16 protein-coding genes are annotated in these 17662 nt (G+C 57.6%); 5 read left to right on the top strand and 11 right to left on the bottom strand.

What is annotated here, in order from left to right; all coding sequences use genetic code 11:
- Positions 1–44 precede the first annotated feature (44 nt).
- Together IMCC20628_RS10695 and IMCC20628_RS10690 are read left to right on the top strand one after the other, a co-directional pair.
- Complete coding sequence (locus IMCC20628_RS10695) at positions 45–1166, top strand: putative 2-aminoethylphosphonate ABC transporter ATP-binding protein (RefSeq protein WP_052766614.1); 1122 nt, start codon at positions 45–47, stop codon at positions 1164–1166.
- A 2-nt stretch (positions 1167–1168) separates the two neighbouring features.
- Entirely contained in the window at positions 1169–3172 is a 2004-nt protein-coding gene (locus IMCC20628_RS10690) for a putative 2-aminoethylphosphonate ABC transporter permease subunit (protein WP_156174477.1), read from the top strand.
- Positions 3173–3271: 99 nt separating this feature from the next.
- Here the strand turns inward: IMCC20628_RS10690 and IMCC20628_RS10685 are convergent, their stop codons facing one another.
- Together IMCC20628_RS10685 and IMCC20628_RS10680 are read right to left on the bottom strand one after the other, a co-directional pair.
- Positions 3272–3559 carry a hypothetical protein gene (locus IMCC20628_RS10685; RefSeq protein ID WP_047030205.1) on the bottom strand — a complete coding sequence of 96 codons (288 nt, stop codon included), beginning with the start codon at positions 3557–3559 and terminating at the stop codon, positions 3272–3274.
- Between the two features lie 287 nt (positions 3560–3846).
- Positions 3847–6273 (bottom strand): choice-of-anchor F family protein, encoded by a 2427-nt coding sequence (locus IMCC20628_RS10680; protein WP_156174476.1) that lies wholly within the window; start codon positions 6271–6273, stop codon positions 3847–3849.
- A 440-nt stretch (positions 6274–6713) separates the two neighbouring features.
- Between IMCC20628_RS10680 and mgtE the strand changes: the two genes are divergently transcribed.
- Positions 6714–8156 (top strand): magnesium transporter, encoded by a 1443-nt coding sequence (gene mgtE / locus IMCC20628_RS10675; protein WP_047030203.1) that lies wholly within the window; start codon positions 6714–6716, stop codon positions 8154–8156.
- Positions 8157–8242: 86 nt separating this feature from the next.
- Complete coding sequence (locus IMCC20628_RS10670; protein ID WP_047030202.1) at positions 8243–8629, top strand: MerR family DNA-binding transcriptional regulator; 387 nt, start codon at positions 8243–8245, stop codon at positions 8627–8629.
- 152 nt (positions 8630–8781) lie between these two features.
- On the opposite strand, the gene IMCC20628_RS10665 is transcribed toward IMCC20628_RS10670, so the two are convergent.
- From IMCC20628_RS10665 to IMCC20628_RS10650, 4 genes are read right to left on the bottom strand one after another with little or no spacing between them, the layout of a single operon-like run.
- Positions 8782–9798 carry a proline racemase family protein gene (locus IMCC20628_RS10665; RefSeq protein WP_082128100.1) on the bottom strand — a complete coding sequence of 339 codons (1017 nt, stop codon included), beginning with the start codon at positions 9796–9798 and terminating at the stop codon, positions 8782–8784.
- A gap of 30 nt (positions 9799–9828) precedes the next feature.
- Positions 9829–11109 carry a TRAP transporter large permease gene (locus IMCC20628_RS10660; RefSeq protein ID WP_047030201.1) on the bottom strand — a complete coding sequence of 427 codons (1281 nt, stop codon included), beginning with the start codon at positions 11107–11109 and terminating at the stop codon, positions 9829–9831.
- 9 nt (positions 11110–11118) lie between these two features.
- Positions 11119–11622 (bottom strand): TRAP transporter small permease, encoded by a 504-nt coding sequence (locus IMCC20628_RS10655; RefSeq protein WP_052766387.1) that lies wholly within the window; start codon positions 11620–11622, stop codon positions 11119–11121.
- An 18-nt stretch (positions 11623–11640) separates the two neighbouring features.
- Positions 11641–12627, bottom strand: coding sequence for a TRAP transporter substrate-binding protein (locus tag IMCC20628_RS10650; protein ID WP_052766386.1), 987 nt, complete (start codon positions 12625–12627; stop codon positions 11641–11643).
- A gap of 214 nt (positions 12628–12841) precedes the next feature.
- On the opposite strand from IMCC20628_RS10650, the gene IMCC20628_RS10645 reads away from it, so the two are divergent.
- Positions 12842–13768, top strand: a complete 927-nt coding sequence (locus IMCC20628_RS10645; protein WP_245307917.1) for a GlxA family transcriptional regulator — start codon at positions 12842–12844, stop codon at positions 13766–13768.
- 15 nt (positions 13769–13783) lie between these two features.
- Here IMCC20628_RS10645 and IMCC20628_RS10640 read toward each other — a convergent pair whose 3' ends face one another.
- The 5 genes from IMCC20628_RS10640 to IMCC20628_RS10620 form a co-directional block, all read right to left on the bottom strand.
- On the bottom strand, positions 13784–14248 hold the full coding sequence (locus tag IMCC20628_RS10640; protein WP_047030198.1) for an isoprenylcysteine carboxylmethyltransferase family protein: 465 nt from the start codon (positions 14246–14248) through the stop codon (positions 13784–13786).
- 48 nt (positions 14249–14296) lie between these two features.
- Positions 14297–15292: a heparan-alpha-glucosaminide N-acetyltransferase gene (locus tag IMCC20628_RS10635; RefSeq protein WP_047030197.1), complete on the bottom strand. Its 996-nt coding sequence runs from the start codon at positions 15290–15292 to the stop codon at positions 14297–14299.
- A 115-nt stretch (positions 15293–15407) separates the two neighbouring features.
- The gene (locus tag IMCC20628_RS10630; RefSeq protein WP_047030196.1) at positions 15408–16337 is read right to left on the bottom strand and encodes a DMT family transporter; all 930 of its coding nucleotides are present in this window, start codon (positions 16335–16337) and stop codon (positions 15408–15410) included.
- Entirely contained in the window at positions 16334–16642 is a 309-nt protein-coding gene (locus IMCC20628_RS10625) for a DUF3253 domain-containing protein (protein ID WP_047030195.1), read from the bottom strand. Before IMCC20628_RS10625 ends, IMCC20628_RS10630 begins: the two co-directional genes overlap by 4 nt.
- The gene (locus IMCC20628_RS10620; RefSeq protein ID WP_047030194.1) at positions 16639–17334 is read right to left on the bottom strand and encodes a DUF599 family protein; all 696 of its coding nucleotides are present in this window, start codon (positions 17332–17334) and stop codon (positions 16639–16641) included. Before IMCC20628_RS10620 ends, IMCC20628_RS10625 begins: the two co-directional genes overlap by 4 nt.
- Positions 17335–17662 lie beyond the last annotated feature (328 nt).

Genomic DNA, 17662 nt, shown 5'->3' with positions numbered 1-17662 from the left:
GTGCGCTGCGTCTCTCCATGTTCTCCATCTGGAAGATGATGATGATGTCTGACCAAACAGGCGTGGCGCAAACCGCTACCGCCGATCCCGTTTCCTATTTGCAAATCAAGGGTCTGTGGAAGGCCTTTGGAGATTTTCTGGCGCTCAAGAATATCGATCTCGATATCCAGGCCGGCGAGTTCATCTGTTTTCTCGGACCTTCAGGTTGTGGCAAAACCACTTTGCTGCGTGCGGTTGCGGGGCTCGATCCGCAGACACGCGGCGAAATCCGCCAGGCGGGCGTCGACATTTCGAGCCTGCCGCCGTCACGGCGTGACTATGGCATCGTGTTCCAGTCCTACGCTCTGTTTCCAAATCTGACAGTCGCTCGCAACATCGCCTTCGGGCTTGAGAATACCGGACGTCCAAAAGCCGAAATTACCGCGCGTGTCGCTGAATTGCTGACACTTGTCGGACTGCCTGAACAGGCTGACAAATATCCCGCGCAACTCTCCGGCGGCCAGCAACAGCGGATCGCGCTTGCCCGCGCCCTTGCCATCAAACCCGGCCTGTTGCTGCTGGATGAACCGCTGTCGGCGCTTGACGCCAAGGTTCGGGTGTATTTGCGCCACGAGATCAAGGATCTGCAGCGCAAGCTCGGCGTCACCACCATCATGGTGACCCATGATCAGGAAGAAGCGCTGTCGATGGCCGATCGCATTGTTGTCATGAACCACGGCACGGTCGAGCAGATCGGTACACCGACCGATATCTACCGCCACCCGGCGACGCTGTTCGTGGCAGATTTCATTGGCGAGACCAACAAGGTGGCTTCGGTTATGAAGGGCTCGAAAGTTGCGCTCGGCAATCTTGATTTGTCGACTGAAGCAACCGGCATTGCCGAGGGAGCCGCCGTGACCATCGCCGTCCGTCCGGAAGACGTTGTGCCGCACAGCACGGAAGTGATGGGTGAGGGCGGTCTCAACATGTTGCCTGTCACCATCACCGATATGGAGTTTCTGGGTTCCTTCTGGCGCAGCCATCTGCGCAGCCCGGTGCTGGGTGACGCTCCGTTGATCGCGAATTTCTCGATCAACGCCGTGCGCCGTCTGGACATGAAGACCGGCACCGATCTGGTGGTCGAACTGCCCGCCGAACGTGTCCTCGTATTCCCCCGGGGGGAATGAACATGACCGATGTGACCCTGCCTGCAGGAGCCGCTATCAAGCTGAAGCTTGATCGCGACGGTGTCATCAAGCGCCTGTTCATGGGGGTGATCGCGCTTTATCTGATCGTGGCTTTGGCCTTGCCGCTCTACACCATGCTGTCGAAGAGTTTTGTCACCTATGGATTCGAGCTCGACCGCTACGAGTTTCAGGTCAGCGACGAGGCCGGCGTGTTTGGCGCGCCCGTCACCGCCGAGGCCCTCAACGAGCAATTGGGGTTGAAGTCGGCTGATGATCTCGCGTCCAATTCGGACGGGCGGCTGACGGTCACGGATTTCTTCCCGGACTTCAGCTTCCGCAGCCCGGTAAAATACCGGCTTCGCGGCACCACTTCGGATGCACCTTATCTGGTCGGTCTGGATCTGCAGAACACGACTGAATGGCGCGAATACGACAGCAACACTTTCCGGCGGATCAATCTGCGACCGGTGCAATCCGTCGGCCCGCAGAATTATGTCGAGTATTTCTCCAATCCGGCGCTGTTTTCCTCGATCGAAAATTCGGTGTTCATCGCCGTCGTCAGCACCATATTGACCGTGGTATTTGCCTTTTGGTTTGCCTATGCGCTCAACCGCAGTTGCATGCGGTTCAAGGGGTTCTTCAAGCTTGTCGCCATGATGCCGATCCTGGTGCCGTCACTTTTGCCCGGCATCGCGCTGATCTATCTGTTCGGCAATCAGGGAATGCTCAATTCGCTGCTGATGGGGCAAAGCATCTATGGCCCTCTGGGCATCGTCATCGGATCGGTGTTCTTCACCTTCCCGCATGCGATGATCATCATCACCACGGCGCTGTCGATCGCCGATCAGCGCCAGTATGAAGCCGCCGAAAGCCTGCGCGCCAGCAAATGGCGCACCTTCTGGACCGTGACCATCCCGGGCGCGCGCTATGGCCTGATCTCCGCCGCCTTTGTCACCTTCACCCTGGTCATTACCGATTTCGGCCTGCCCAAGGTGATTGGCGGACAATACAATGTGCTGGCCATCGACATCTACAAACAGGTGATCGGTCAGCAGAATTTCGAAATGGGCGCTGTGGTCTCTGTCATCCTGCTGATCCCGGCGGTTCTGGCGTTTTACGTTGACCGCCAGGTACAGAAGAAACAGGTCTCGCTGCTGTCGGCCCGCTCGGTGCCCTATCAACCCAAACCCAACCGCAAGTTCGATGCGGTGTGTCTGGCCTGGTGCACATTGATGGCGGTCTACATCGTCGGCATCATCGCCATCTGCCAATATGCGGCGCTGATCAAGTTCTGGCCCTACAATCTCAGCCTCAGTCTCAACAACTACGCCTTCGACAAGATGGATGGCGGAGGCTGGTCGGCCTATTACAACTCGATCAAGCTGGCCTGCCTGACGGCAGTGTTCGGAACGGTCATCGTCTTCACCGGTGCCTATATGGTCGAAAAGATCGACGGCTTTAAAACAGGGCGCGGGCTGTTCCAGTTTCTCGCCATGCTGCCGATGGCGGTGCCGGGAATGGTGTTGGGGCTGGCCTATATCTTCTTCTTCAACAATCCCGACAACCCGTTGAATTTCATCTACGGCACCATGATCATTCTGGTGGTCTCCACCGTCACGCATTTTTACACAGTCGGTCACCTGACTGCACTGACGGCACTCAAACAGATCGATGCAGAGTTCGAGCCGGTCGCCAGTTCACTGCGCCAGCCGTTCTACCGCTTGTTCACGCGCGTCACCGTGCCGGTCTGCATGCCGGCGATCCTCGACATCTCGATCTACATGTTCGTCAATGCGATGACGACAGTGTCGGCGGTGGTGTTCATCTATTCCACCCACACCGCGCTGGCGTCAGTTGCGGTTCTGAACATGGACGATGCCGGCGACATCGCACCTGCGGCGGCGATGGGGATGATGATCTTCTACACCAATGCCGGCGCACGGTTGCTGCACATGTTTGCCTCAAAGCGGATCCTGGGCAGGACCCAGGCCTGGCGCTTGCGCTGAGGCTGGCGATCACGATGGTGGGAACTGGTTTTGACTGCGGAGCGCCTGTCCCTGCCGGCACAACGGCAGCGGATGGGTGCTCGGTGTCAGGCCTTTTGCTCAGGCTGCCTTGAGCAGTCTGATTGAGATGTGACTTCCCACGAAGCTGCGCAAATCCAAGAGCGCCTTGTCGAGCTCTGCCGCCTGTTCAATCAGATCGTAATTGCCCGGTTTGCTCGAAAGATCACCGAACAGGCTGGCCGACATCCGGCACATCTTGTTCAGACATCCATAGATCATCTGTTTTTGATAAGTGGAAGTGGCCGGATCCGTAACAAGACGGATAATCTCCGGCTCCTTGTCGCTGTGGATTTGCTGCATTTTGGCCAGTCGAAGAGCATGTCTCATGTGCGTGTCCCGATAGGAGTTGTTTGGAAAACTCAAATCACACTGTGCAATACTGAAAATACTTAATCTCTCTCAGTAGGTTCAGCGATTCGGGTAACAATGTCCACGACCCAGCAGAGCTGGATCGTGTTTGCGCAAGTTTCGCGTAAGCTTCAGGCTATTGCAGACTTCGTTCGCTGGCACATGAGAGGTTTAGTCAGAAAAAACCCGGCCATTTCTGGCCGGGTCTGTCTGTTGGGCTGTTTGGATTGGTGCCCGCTGGCTTTTGCCAGGGGCGAATTTCAATCTCAGAATTTCATTCTCGCAAACACCTGAACACTGTTGCTGGTGTCATTGCTCGCAACCGTACCACGATAGGAAACCCCAAACTGCAGGTTGTCATGCGACGCAGGCGAGGCTTTGAAGCCAACACCGAAGTCCACACTGCTTGAGTCCAGACCATCAACCGCCAGGTTCATCTGCGGCAATCCGGCAAACTTCGCAGAATTGACGGCATCGCTACCCCATTGTTCCGCATAGGCCACATGGCCGGAGGTGCCGATGTCCCAGGAACTTGTGACGATCCGATAGTTGGCTTTCAATCCGATCCGCCCGATAGTGACATTGTCGTCCTGCTCACCGATGGTCAGGTTCCAGATACCGGCGCCAGTTTCGGTGAAGCCTTTGGTTGAAAGATTGTAATATTCCAACGAAGCGGTAGGTCCGACTTCAAAGTCGCCGTATTTGGTCATCCAGTCGGCGGTTATTGCGCCAAACCACAGGTCAGCATCTGTCTCGCCTCGAGCAGTCAAGCCTGCCGGAATGACATTGCGCGAACTGGTGAAGTCCAGATTCTGGTAACCGGCCATCGCCTGGAAGTTCAGGTGGCCCCAAACATTGTTGCCCCGTGCGAAAAGACCCGTTCCAAAGCCCTTGCTGTCCAGGGAGCCGCGTCCAGCATCAATGGTTCCATCGGACTGGAAGCCACCAAACATGCCGCCCAATGAAAAGTCGCTGGACACCTCTGACTCGATGCCAGCCCAAAGCGAGCCGCTGGTCACATCAAAGCCGATATTGTTGGTTGTCCGGTCGAAGCTGGAGACGGTGCCGTTGCCCGACAGGAAGCCGCTAATGGTGTCAGTCATGGACCATGTTGAACCCTGGGGTCCGTCCCCGATCCGACCGAGGGTGTTGAGCGTGGAGACCTGCTCCCGACCTGTCGTCAGGCCTGTCGCCATGTAGGTGCGAAGAAAGCTGTAGCCCAACTCTTCAATCGCGCTCTGTTGTTCAGCGAGTGTGGGAAGAGCCATCACCTGGGTGATCATCGCCTGATATCCAGGGTCAGCTGCAAGGTATGGAATATTGGAGGCGTCAAGCGCTCCAGCCACGGCAAACTGGTACGGGGTGCCGGCGAGCTCGACGACCGGGGCGAAGCGCGGCGCGATGCGGATGATGAACTGGCCATCTTCGACGTTGCCGACCGTGATCGTGTAGTTCAGGTTGGCATTGCGCAGGTCTTCGATCTTGTCGATTGCGAACAGATCGTCACCTTCCATCGCGGCAATGATTGCGGCTGGAACTGCGTCGCCGCCGGCTGTGTAGCCGAGGTCAGCGACAGCCACGCCGAGATCGACCGCAATGGCGGCGAGCTTGGCATCGAGTTCCGGGGTGGCTGCTGTGCCGAGATTGCCATAATACCAAGTTTTATCGCCAGTATGGTACCAGGTGAGCAGGGTGCTCTCATCAGTATCGATTGCAGGCGTCTCGTCCCAGAAAATGCCGTCCGGTACGGCGGCATCGTATATCATCGCATTGCCGAAGAACGTCGTGTGAACGTCGTTGCTGATCAGATCGGCTGCGCCGCCGAAGTCGAGCACATCAGTGCTCTGGACCAGGCTGAAGCCGGCGCGTCCGGTATCTCCGGGAGTGCCGTCCGGAGCATCGAAGAAACCGACGCCTCCTTCTTCGCCTTCCTGTCCGCCCTCGCCAAACAGGCCGTCAACCAGGCGAGCACCAAGGCCTACCTGTGTCGCGTCGAGATTGAACAACACCTTCTCGGCGTCGGTTCCGGTCATCGTGTTGCCGTCGGCATCGAGAACCTCGATCGAGAAACCGGTAATCCGGGCCGGCGCAAAGTTCGAGATCTTGCCGAAGGTGAAGTAATCCACCTGCGGATAAGCCGTGCTCGGGGTAGTGCTCATCCGCATATCCAACGGATTGGGGCCGTAGAGATAGGCCTTGATGCGCTTGCCGGACCCTGATTCCGAGTCGCAATAATTGGTGTTGCTGGCCATCAGGCAGTTGCTGATCTCACCGCGTGTCCATTTGCCCAATGGATCGGCGGGATTAGTGCCGTCAGTATAGTCCAGGGTAATATTCTCAAACGGCGCAACGTACACGGGCGGGTTTGATCCGGGCACCCGCGTCGAAGTAAAGGTGATGGCCTTCATGCCGGGTTCGACAACGTTCTCGGTTGTGTCGACATAGACAATGCCATCCCCGGATGTTCCGATCAGGACTTCGTCGCCGTCAAGTGTCCCTGCCCAACCTGCAGCCGGAAACGATGCTCCAATAAGCATCGCCAAAGGCGCAACGGTTGCGGTAAGATGGCGAATAGTTTTTTTCATCTTGGACTCCTCAGTAGGGAATAAATTCCCCATGTCACCAATGCCTGGAATCAACCCCCAAGCGAACCTCTTGTTCAATTGACTAAAGCAGTCATTGTTGCCGTTCAAGCGATGCCGATCATGGTTCCATCATATAGATCAGAATGTTTGAATATATTTGGGTTCAGTTGCGATTTGGTCACAGTGCCGCGCAGCAGACGCAAAAAAGGCCGCTTTCGCGTTCGTTCTCGCAGCGCTTCAACTCCCTGATATCTGATCCGGACCGTGGCCCCTGAACGGTACGGTTCCCCATGAGTGGGCCTGCCTGCATCGGTATCGGGCATCCTCGACATTTTGACCGACGGGCGCTTTCAAGCCGGAAGCATCTCAACACGTCAAATACGTCTGTCCTTCTGTGCAGGGTTGAATTAAACAGACATTCCTGTGCGAATATGCCCCAACGACGGTTGGTGTGCATCTGCCTGAGCCCTTATGATGCGTGACGCCTTCCACCCCTGTAACCTGTTGGCCGCAAGCGGCTGACACGATCCGCCCGCGAGCCATGGCCCATGACCGACCCCGCTGACCGCGACGAAAACATCACACCGCCTCCTGCGTCACCCGCGACGCCGGATGTGATGGAGCATGACGAAATTTACGGCGAGGACGGCTCGATCCGGCAGGATTATCTGACCGCCATCGGCGCGGCGATCGCCGACCGCGACATCCTGTTCCTGCGCGAACATGTGATGCGCCTGCATGAGTCCGAACTCGGTGACCTGCTGGAATCGATCAATGTCCAGCAACGCCACGCACTGGTTGCGCTGCTCGGAAATGATTTCGATTTCGCCTCGCTGACCGAGGTCGACGAAGCCATCCGGCTGCAGATCATCGAAGCGCTGCCCAATGCCCGGATTGCCGAAGCGCTGGGCGAGCTCGATTCCGATGACGCGGTTTATATTCTCGAAGACCTCGACGAGGAAGACCAGAAGGAAATTCTGGCGGCACTGCCGTTCACCGAACGGGTGCGTCTGCGCCGCTCGCTGGATTACCCTGAAGATACTGCCGGCCGCCGCATGCAGACCGAGTTCGTGGCCGTGCCGCCGTTCTGGACGGTCGGCCAGACCATTGACTACATGCGCGACGAGGAAGATCTGCCGGAAAGTTTCAGCCAGATTTTTGTCATCGATCCGACCTTCAAGCTGCTCGGCTCCGTCGATCTCGACCGGATACTGCGCACCAAGCGCCAGGTCCGCATCGAGGACGTGATGGAGGAATCACGCTATCGCATTGATGCCGAAATGGATCAGGAAGAAGCAGCGCAACTGTTTGAGCAGTATGACCTTCTGTCTGCAGCCGTGGTCGATGAAAACGAGCGGCTTGTTGGTGTGCTGACCATCGATGACGTGGTCGACGTGATCCATCAGGAGGCCGATGAAGACATCAAGCGCCTCGGCGGTGTCGGTGACGAAGAACTCTCCGATAGCATCCTGTCGACGGTGCGCTCGCGGTTCAGCTGGCTGCTGATCAATCTCGGCACCGCCATCCTTGCCTCCGGCGTCATCAGCCTGTTTGACGCCACCATCGAGCAGATGGTGGCGCTCGCCGTGCTGATGCCGATCGTCGCCTCCATGGGCGGCAATGCCGGCACCCAGACCATGACGGTGACCGTGCGCGCGCTGGCGACGAGGGATCTCGATATCTACAATGCCGGCCGCATCATCCGGCGCGAGGCCGCTGTCGGTCTCATCAACGGCATCCTGTTTGCGGTGATCATCGGCGTCGTCGCCGGCGGCTGGTTTGCAAGCCCCGGACTAGGCGGCATCATCGCTGCCGCCATGGTGGTCAACATGCTGGCCGCAGCGCTTGCCGGCATCCTGTTGCCGCTGCTGCTGGACAAGGTCGGCGCCGACCCGGCGATCGCCTCGGCAGTGTTCGTCACCACCGTCACCGACGTTGTCGGTTTTTTCGCGTTCCTCGGATTGGCCGGCTGGTGGTTGTCGATGACCTGATTTCTCGGCCTGCATGGTGGTCATGGCGCAAATATTGACTTATACGTAAGCGTAATACTCATGGCGATTTTCAGGAATGATCCACATTGGATAAGTACTATACCATCACCGAATTGACCCGCGAGTTCGGCATTTCGACCCGGACTTTGCGGTATTATGAGGACGAGGGTCTGGTCCAGCCTGAGCGCCGCGGCAGAACCCGGCTGTTTCGCTCGACTGACCGCCGCTTGATCCAGGAGATCCTGCGGGGGCGGCGCATCGGTTTCACTATCGCTGAAATCCGCGAGATCATTCAGGTCTACAAGGACCCGCCCGGAGAGGCCGGCCAATTGCGGCTTCTGATGCGCAAGATCGAGGAAAAACGTGAGGATTTGCGCCAGAAGCGCAAGGACATCGAGGAAACCCTGCTGGAACTCGACAATATCGAGGAATCCTGCCTGACGCGCCTCGCCGAAATCGGCGTCAACACCTGATCCCGCCGCATTCGGCTTTGCTAACTTCATGCATGTCGCGCTCAAATTGTTTCTTTTGAACGCGACATGTAATGGCGATGTACGTTAGCCTCTCGCAAGCGGGCGATAGACCCCGCTTGCTGCTGCTTTGAGACTGCTTCTCGGGTTGCTGGTTATCTCACCACAAATCCGCGACCGATGGGGTCGGTGTCGTCCAGCAACCATTTTGCGTAGCCGGTCACCTTGGCAGTTCCCTTGACTGTCGGAATAACTGCCCGCTGGCTGCCGAGCATTGTTTCACCAATCAGCTCGCCCTCGAAGCGGCCGATGCCAAGCAGTCCCTCGGAAAATATCTTCTGACCCAATCCGATCTTCCCGCGCGCCTCGAAGGTCGCCATCATCATTGATGTTCCTGTGCCACCCGGCGAACGGTCCAGCTTGCCATCGCTGAAGACGTGCACGTTGCGGTAGAGGCTATCGGCATGGTCCGGTTCTTGCCAGAATGTCGTGAAGTTCAATCCGCGAATGTGTGGTTTCGTGGGGTGTTGCACGTCCATTTTCGCATTGATCTGATCCTTCACCATGACGCCCAGATCAGAGAGCATCCGGCCATTGTCGGGCCCGATAGGCTTGTCCGCATAGGGCCATTTCACCACCGCAAAGAAGTTTCCTCCAAATGCGATGTCTGCCACAACGCCTTCAACCCCCGGCAGGTCGATTGGCACGTCTTGCGCCAGCACGAATGCAGGTACATTCTGGAAGCGGGTCCAGGCGATCTGCCCGTTTTCACGCCCCACTTCCGACGTCACCGGACCTGCCGGTGTTTCAAAACGGATCTTGACCACATCTCCGCCGTCGTCATGAACCATGCCATGCGAAACCATCGCCATGGAAAGCGCGATTGTGCCATGACCGCACATTTCCATGAAGTCGTCACCGTCGCACCACAGCATGCCGGCATCAAAGTCTGCACTTGAGGGAGGCGTCACGAACACACCCACCATGTCATGATGGCCTCTTGGTTCTCTGAGCAATCCTGTGCGAACCGTGTCGTAATTCTGACGTATGAAATCCCGTTTCTCAACGATGCTGAGACCGTAAGGATAAGGAATGGCGCCCGGGATTATGCATGTCTCTTCACCATCGGTATGGGTGTAAATGACATCGATGAAACGGTTGGGGGTCATCATGGACGGTATCTTCTTTCATTAGTTTCAGTTTCAGAGGCCCAATGCGCGCGGCAGCCAGAGGACGAGCGCGTCGGGAAACAGGATGACTGCCAGCAGAACAAGCACCATCACGGCAATGAAGGGGAGGTTGGCGCGCGTCAGCGACAGCATGTCCACCTTGGCGATAACGCTGGTGATGAACAGTGCCGCACCGACAGGGGGTGTCTGTTGGCCAATACCCCAGCAAAGCACAACGACCATGCCAAAATGGACAGGGTCTATTCCCAGGAGATTGATGGCTGGGAAGAACAGCGGAACGATGATGAAGATCATCGCGATCCCGTCCAGGAACGTTCCAGCTACAATCATGACGGCGCTGAGCAGGATCAGGAACATCACAGGCGAAAGATCCATTTCCGCCAGCGGGCTGAGGATGCTCTGTGCCAGTTGTTCATAGGTAAAGGCGTAACCCATTACATGTGCAGCCGCGGTGACCAGCATGACCGCGCCGCTGAGGACCGCTGCTTCGCAAAGGGTCTGGTAAAGCATTCTCGGCGTCAGGGTCCTGTAGTAAAAGACACCGACCGCCGTGCCGTAGACCACCGCCACGGCGGATGCTTCGGTAGCTGTAAACACGCCGCCGAGAATGCCGCCAAGAATAATCGCCGGCATCAACAGGGCAGGCAGGGCGTGGGCAAAGGCAACAACGGCGCGCTTTGCGGAAAATGGTGCTTCGACCGGGTAGCCTTCACGGATTGAAATCAGCCACGCCACCAGGATCAGTGACAACCCAAGCAAAACGCCTGAGATCAGACCTGCAGCAAACAGCGCACCGGTTGAGATGCCAAGATAGGCACCAAGGATTACCATTGGAACGCTCGGAGGGATGATAATGCCGATCGTGGACGAGGCAGCGGTGACCGCGCCGGTAAAGGCGCGGCTGTATCCGCGCTTGACCATCGGATCGATCAGCATGCCGCCAACAGCAGCGGTATCCGACATCGAGGTGCCGCTCATGCCGGCAAAAAACATGGAGGTGACAACATTGACGGCAGCCAGGCCCCCGCGCATCTGGCCGACAAGCGTTTTCGCAAATTCAACCAGATGGCCGGAAATTCCACTGCGGGTCATGATTTGCCCGGCCAGGATAAACAGCGGCACAGCCAGAAGCGGGAAACTCTGAACGCCGCGATAGAGCCTTTGCGCCACGATCAGCTGGTCAACATCAGCTAGCCAGAAGATGCCAATGGCAATCGACACGAGAGCGAAGGCAATCGGAACGCCAAGTCCGATGAGGCCGAGAAGAACACAGAGTGTCAGGAGTAGGGTCATGGCCGCGCCTCAAATTTCTGCTGACAGAGCGTCGGGCGCGGAGTCGACCGGTTCTTGCCCGCGCGTCAGGCGCAGCAGGCCGCGCACGGCGTTCCAGAGGGCGTCAAGGCAGATCAATCCACCCGCGATCGGGATGGCGATGTAATACCAGGCCGTGGATATCTCCAGCACGTTGGTCGTCTGGTCCGCAAAACGAAGCACCTGCCGTCCCCCATGCCACGCCATGATCCAGCCAATTGTTGCGATCACGGCTTGATTGAACAAAAACAACACTCCGCGTGCCCAGAAGGGCAGGCGACGGACCAGCAGATCGACTTTCAGATGGGCGTTCCGGCGCAGCGCCAGATAGCCCCCCAGGAAGGTGATGTAGGTCAGCAGAGCCAGTGAGACTTCGAAGCTCCAGCTCAAGGCGGAGTCAAGGACATAGCGGTAGATCACCGCGACGAAGGCAACCCCGACCGCGGCGACAAGGAGCGCCGCGATCATGGCTTCAAGTATCTTGTTGATGATCACGGCGCTTCCTCCTGTTTCTTAAGGCCGTGCAGCGGCGATAAGATCAATCAGTTCTTGTGCGTCCGCAGGTTGCTCTGACGCCCATTCGGTCCAGATCGCCGTCGAGGCCTGGGTGAAGGCCGGGATGTCAGCCTCGTTCACATTCATGCCCTTGTCCTTGAGGAAGGTGACAATCTCGTCATCGGCCTTGGTGCCCAACTCGACCGAGTATGCTTCAGCCGCATCGCCTGCCTGCATCACCGCTTCTTGTTGTTCGGCAGACAAGGCCTGGAACTTGTCTTCGCTGATCAGCAGATAGGTGATGGTGTAAAGATGGTTGGTCAGGGACAGATAGTCCTGCACTTCATAGAAACGCTGGGACTTCACCCAGATCACCGGATTTTCCTGGCCATCGAAAACGCCGGTTTGCAGCGCCGAGTACAATTCACTGAACGGCAAGGGCGAGGCGTTTGCGCCGTAATGGTTGAATATCTTGATCCGCAACGCACTGCCGGGCGTGCGCATCTTGACGCCCTTCAGGTCGTCCGGGGTAACAATCGGGCGTACGCCATTGGTGATCTGGCGAAATCCGCCTTCGAGAAATGCAACAACGCGCAGACCCTTGGCCAGCAGCATCTCTTCAATCTTCTTGCCGGCATCGCCGTCGACTGCGGCCTTCACATGGTCACGACCCGAAAAGATATAGGGAAGCGCAGTGGCCCCCAGCTCAGGCAGGATGTTCGTAATGGGTGTTTCCACGGTAGCCATGTCCAGCAAGCCGGTCTGCATAGCTTCCAGAGAACTCTCCTGATCACCAAGTGCGCTGTTAGCAAATATCTGAACGTCGACACTGGCGTCGGTCTGTTTGGCGAGGACTTCACGGAAACGCTCTACCGATTGATAGGCAATCGATTCTTCATTTCCAGGAATGCTGACCTTGAACGAATGCTCTTGAGCGACAGCCGGAAAGCCAATTGCTATGGATCCAGCGACCAGAGTGGCAAAGGAAAATGCGCGTATAGTCATTTTTCGGTATCCCATTTTTGTTGTTCCCATTCACAAAGGTAGACAGGGTCGGCTGATAGAAATAGGATAAAACAGTCGCAAAATTGTATTTTTCAGACATATCAAAATCGGACCGTGGTGAAAGATGGAGAGAACGGCGGCACATAACGGGAAAGCCAGGGGCGGTGACCGGCAGAAGTTTCGGGTTGCGCTTCTCCCGCTCAACAACTTCACCTTGAATGCCTTTTCGGGTTTTGTGGACGCCCTGCGGTTGGCAGCGGATGCCGGCGGACGCAGCCGGCAGATTGAATGCGGCTGGTCTATCGTTGGGCATGACGCGGTTCGCGCCAGTTGCGGTTTGGCGGTTACGCCGGATCAGGTGCTGCCTGATCCCTCCACGGTTGACTATATTGCCGTAGCCGGCGGCAACGATTACCGACTACGTCAGCAGCCTCAATGGCTTGATGCCTATCTGCAGGCTGCAGACGCCGCCGGAACCACGCTGATCGGCCTGTGTACCGGCACCTTCAACATTGCACGTGCCGGCTTGATGGAAGGCCGGACAGCCTGCGTGCATTGGAACGTGCATGAGGAGTTTCGTGACCAGTTTCCGGGAATAAGAACCGTATCGGATCGCATATTCCTGGATGCCGGAAACCGGATTTCCTGCGCAGGCTCAACTGGAGCATCAGATTTGGCTCTGTATCTTGTTTCACGCCATTGCGGAGCCGAACTTGCTCAGCAAAGCCTGCGACACATGATTTTGAATCGCCAGCGCGACGCGTCTTTCCCGCAGCCGCAATTCGTCACTGACACGCAAAACATTCTGGATGCGGTGGTCCGGCGTTGCATCAATATCATGGAGCAGACTTTGAATGTGCCGATCTCCATGGCCGAACTCGCGCAGCAATCCGGCATGAGCGAACGACAGCTTGCCAGGCGGTTCCAGGCTAGCCTCGGCCAACCTCCCTCACGTTATTATCGTTTTGTTCGACTGCGTTACGGTGCCTGGAGGCTCATCCATACCACCGATACTGTCACTCAGATTGCACTGGACGCGGGCTTTTCAGACGCATCGCATTTCCATCGCGAGTTTTGTAAACAGTTTGATGTCTCGCCTAACAGATATCGCAAGACAACTGCCGGTGAGCGCCCCTTGTGATAGGAGCATTGCCCGTCAAACCCAGCGGCGGACCTTGCGGCAATAGGTTTCGTACTGAAATCCGAAATTGGCAAGCAGATGGTTTTCTTCCCGCCTGACCGCGAGGAAATGCGTCAGCAGCGCGTCCACTGGCGCCAGCAAGGCAAACCAGCCGTTCATCGACACACAGCCCATGCCGACAAGCAGCACAAGGTTGGCGACATAGATCGGGTTGCGGCTGAAGCGGAATGGGCCCTGGGTGACCAGATGGCTCGATCGGCGGTTGGGCAAGATGGTGGTGTGGCTTTGATGCAGCGTGCTCATCGCCCACAGGTCGATGCTCAGCGCCAGCCCGATCAGCGCGATTCCTGCTGGTCTCACGCCGGTGAATTCCAGGGCGAGCGGCGAAATCATGTTCAACAGGATGGCGGTCAAGGTCAGTCCGACAAGCAGCAGCGGCGGCCAGGGAATGAAATTGGGTCTCGCCCGGTAGGCGTTCATGAGATCGCGTCCTTTGCTTTATGCGGGCTGTTGCCCGTTTCCTATTTTCTAGTCCGGCGTTACCACCTGGCCCGACGATACCGTGCATTGATCCGCGATGGCTGGAATGCGGTCGTCTGATTCCGGCGTGATTTCACCTGCCATGAATGCGTTGAACATCCCTCTGGAGAGCAACTCGTCCGTCACGCACACACAAAACCGGGTACAGAATTCCGCATCGTTTTCACCGACGCAACTCGCCTCGCATTCGGCAATGAACCCGGGCAGCGGATCTATCTGCTTGGGCGGCGCCATTTGCGCTACGGTCCAGACCAATGCGAGCAGCAATGGTTGGTGCAGCAGATAAAAGGCCAGACTATGACGACCGAAGAACTGCGTCGCGCGGGAGAGCCGGTTGTCCCCGGTACTGAGTGCGGCCAATCGCCCGGTCAACCCCGTGGCGACGGCGACCTTGGCGGCTCCCATGCCAATCAGAAACGGCCCCAGCCACGGCATCAGAGGCACGTAGTCATTGGAACGCGGCGGAATCGTCGACAATCCCGCCCAGTGCAGCCAGACCACGTTGAAGATGTCGTCCCGGTAAAACATCGGCAAGGCGATGCAGGCGATACCCGCCAGAACCGTGAGCAGAGCCGGCAATCGCAGGAAGGCCAAGCCAATCACGCTTGATGCGGCAATCGCGTGCAGAATGCCAAAATAGATGAAGGTGTCCGGTGTGGCAAACAGCGTCACGATGGTGATCAGCGCCGCGGAGCCGGCGACGATGCCGAGCCGTTTCAGGAATGACTTTGGCCTGATGCCTGAGCCGTGGGCCAGCATCAGGCTGACGCCGGCCAGAAACAGAAAACTGCCGGCGATAGAGCGGGCGTAGACCTTGAACAGGCCGTGCGTGGTTGTGCCCGGATCGAGATAGCCGAATTGCTCAATGTCCCAGGAGAAATGGTAGCTGGCCATGGCCAGCAGCGCCAGGCCGCGCGCCAGGTCCAGCACTTCGATTCGTTGTCCCGGTTTTTGTGGCGAAGCTGTGTTGGCTGTGTCGTTCAAGCGTGTCTCCCAGGACGTGACCGTGTGTTCATGCCGCCGACTCACCACGGGATGTTAGCAAAAGCATGACGCGGAGCCGATCATCTTTGAGAACGGTACGGTGATGCATTTTCGGCTACGGATTTAGGTTGGCCTCGGCCACCGGCGCAGCTTTCTTTCCGGTGCTGGCTACGAGTAATCCCGCCAGCACCAGCGCCAGCGCAATGACCAGCGACAGCGACAATGGTTCGTCCAGGATGACTACGCCCAGCGCCACGCCGAAGACCGGAACCATATTGATCGACAGCGAAAACCGGGAATAGCCGATCGCCCGGATCAGCGTGAAACGCATGATATAGGCGATGCCGGTCGGAAACACACCGAGATAAATCAGCGACGCCAGCGCCGGGGTGGAAAGACCCGACGCGAGTGGGCCGTCGATGAGCAGGGCCAGCGGCAATAATGCAGCCGTGCCGATCCCCAGCGCCAGACAGGCTAGGCGCACCGGCGGCATGACAATCCGTCGGATCAAAAGTCCCGCGGTCACATAACAGACCGACGCACCGACGGCCGCCAGAATGCCCAGCAATGGAAAGCCCGCCAGCCCCGAGACAACGCCGGGCCCCACCAACACCAAAATGCCGGTAAAGCCCAGCAGCACCGCAACCAGCTTCCGAATCGACAAGCGGTCGTCATCGGTCATGAAATGGCTGCCAACCAGCGCCATGAATGGCCCGGTGCCCATCAGGAGCGCCAGTACGCCGGCGCTGACTGTCTTGCCGGCCCAGGCAATCATCACGAACGGGATGACAACATTGAGCACCGCCATGCCGATGATCAGAGCCCATTGATTGGCGCTTTGTGGCCACACCATGCCGCGCCAGATCGCATAGGGCAAAAGAACAAGAAAGCCGACGCCAACCCGGATCGTCGCCAGCCAGAACGGTCCGGTTTCAGGCACCGCGACCCGAATGGCGATGAAGCCCGAGGCCCAGATCAGCGCGGTCAGGGTCATCAGCGCCAGATCCAGCCGGGTCGGCGCACGCAACGTCGAGGTCTGGCTCATGCGTCGCCGGAGACCTGGGCTGTGGGCAGGGCGAGCCTGTAGACTCCGCGGAAGCTGGTCGGGTCCACGGCCTTGCCCTTGCGCCGGATTTCGATTTCGCCGGCCTTGGCCATGTCGATTGCCACCGAACGCATCGGCTTCATCAGACGGCTCCACTTCTGCTCATCCGAGCCGACCAGCGCGCGGGCGGCGTCGAAGGGGCTGATGGTTTTTCCCGGTTCCAGTGCGGAAAGCAGATCGAGGATGGCGGTGCGCAAGGCGGCCGGGCCATGAGACGCCGGCGCATGAGAAGATTGGGATTTCACGGGAGGGGGGTGCCTTTGATGATCGCGGAGCGCGCGTTTGAGAAAAATTGCCGCCGCAGCAGCACCAGGATGACAAGCGTCGTCGATCCCATCAGAACCCACGGACCGGCGAACCAGCCGAGATATCCGATCGACAGGAATATCGCGCGCAGACCGGCATTGAAATGCTTGCCGCCCAGAATGTTGAGCGAGGCGGCGCGGTTGGCGGCGGCGTCGAGCTCGATGCAGTCATCGGGCAGGTCGTCTTTCATCGGAATCGCGCCGAACAGGATCGAGGAATAGTTGAACAGCCGGTAGGACCATCCGAATTTGAAAAAGGAATAGGCGAAGATCGCGATCAGGCCAAATACCTTGAGTTCGAACAGCGCCCGGTCGGCGACCAGCGGAATTGGCAAGTCATCGGCAACCCGGAGCACCTCCTCGGTTGCGCCAAGCAGCGCGAAACATCCACCGATGGCGAGAATGGTGGTTGAGGCGAAAAAGGCGGTGCCATTCTGCAGGCCCGCCATGATGGCGGTGTCGATCATTCTGAGGTCGCGTCGTGCCGCAACATGGATCCAGCGTTTGCGGTGCTGGTTCATTGCCGTGGTCAGACTGACCCGCCCATGCGGAAGATGATTGTTGGTGACGAAGGAGAATCCGACCCAAACCAGTACGAACCAGGCAATCGCCACATAATCCAAATTTGTCATTTAGTGGTTTTGGCACGACGCGCCGCGCATGGCAAAGCCCATGTTGACGCCATCCACGGTAACCATTCTTTCATTCATGTGGTCGAACTGTGGGTGGTTTGGCATGACGGTTTTCAGGTGATTTCGCTTAAGTCTTTGATTTTGCATGCACCCATGCAAAAACGGCATGACTGATGTGTAAAACTGGCCCCGAAATCGCCTTTTTTGCAGTTGCGAAAAGCTACCAATTCGTTAAACCGCCCCTCCTGCGCTGAGCGAATCCAAAATGGATGACGCGGCCCGAAATTTTGGCACTTCAACCGGAGTACTCATGGAAGACACCGTACAC

Source organism: Hoeflea sp. IMCC20628 (genome assembly GCF_001011155.1).
Lineage (GTDB): Bacteria > Pseudomonadota > Alphaproteobacteria > Rhizobiales > Rhizobiaceae > Hoeflea.
The sequence above is the reverse complement of the archived record's forward strand: the minus strand, read 5'-3'. Positions and strand labels throughout refer to the sequence as shown.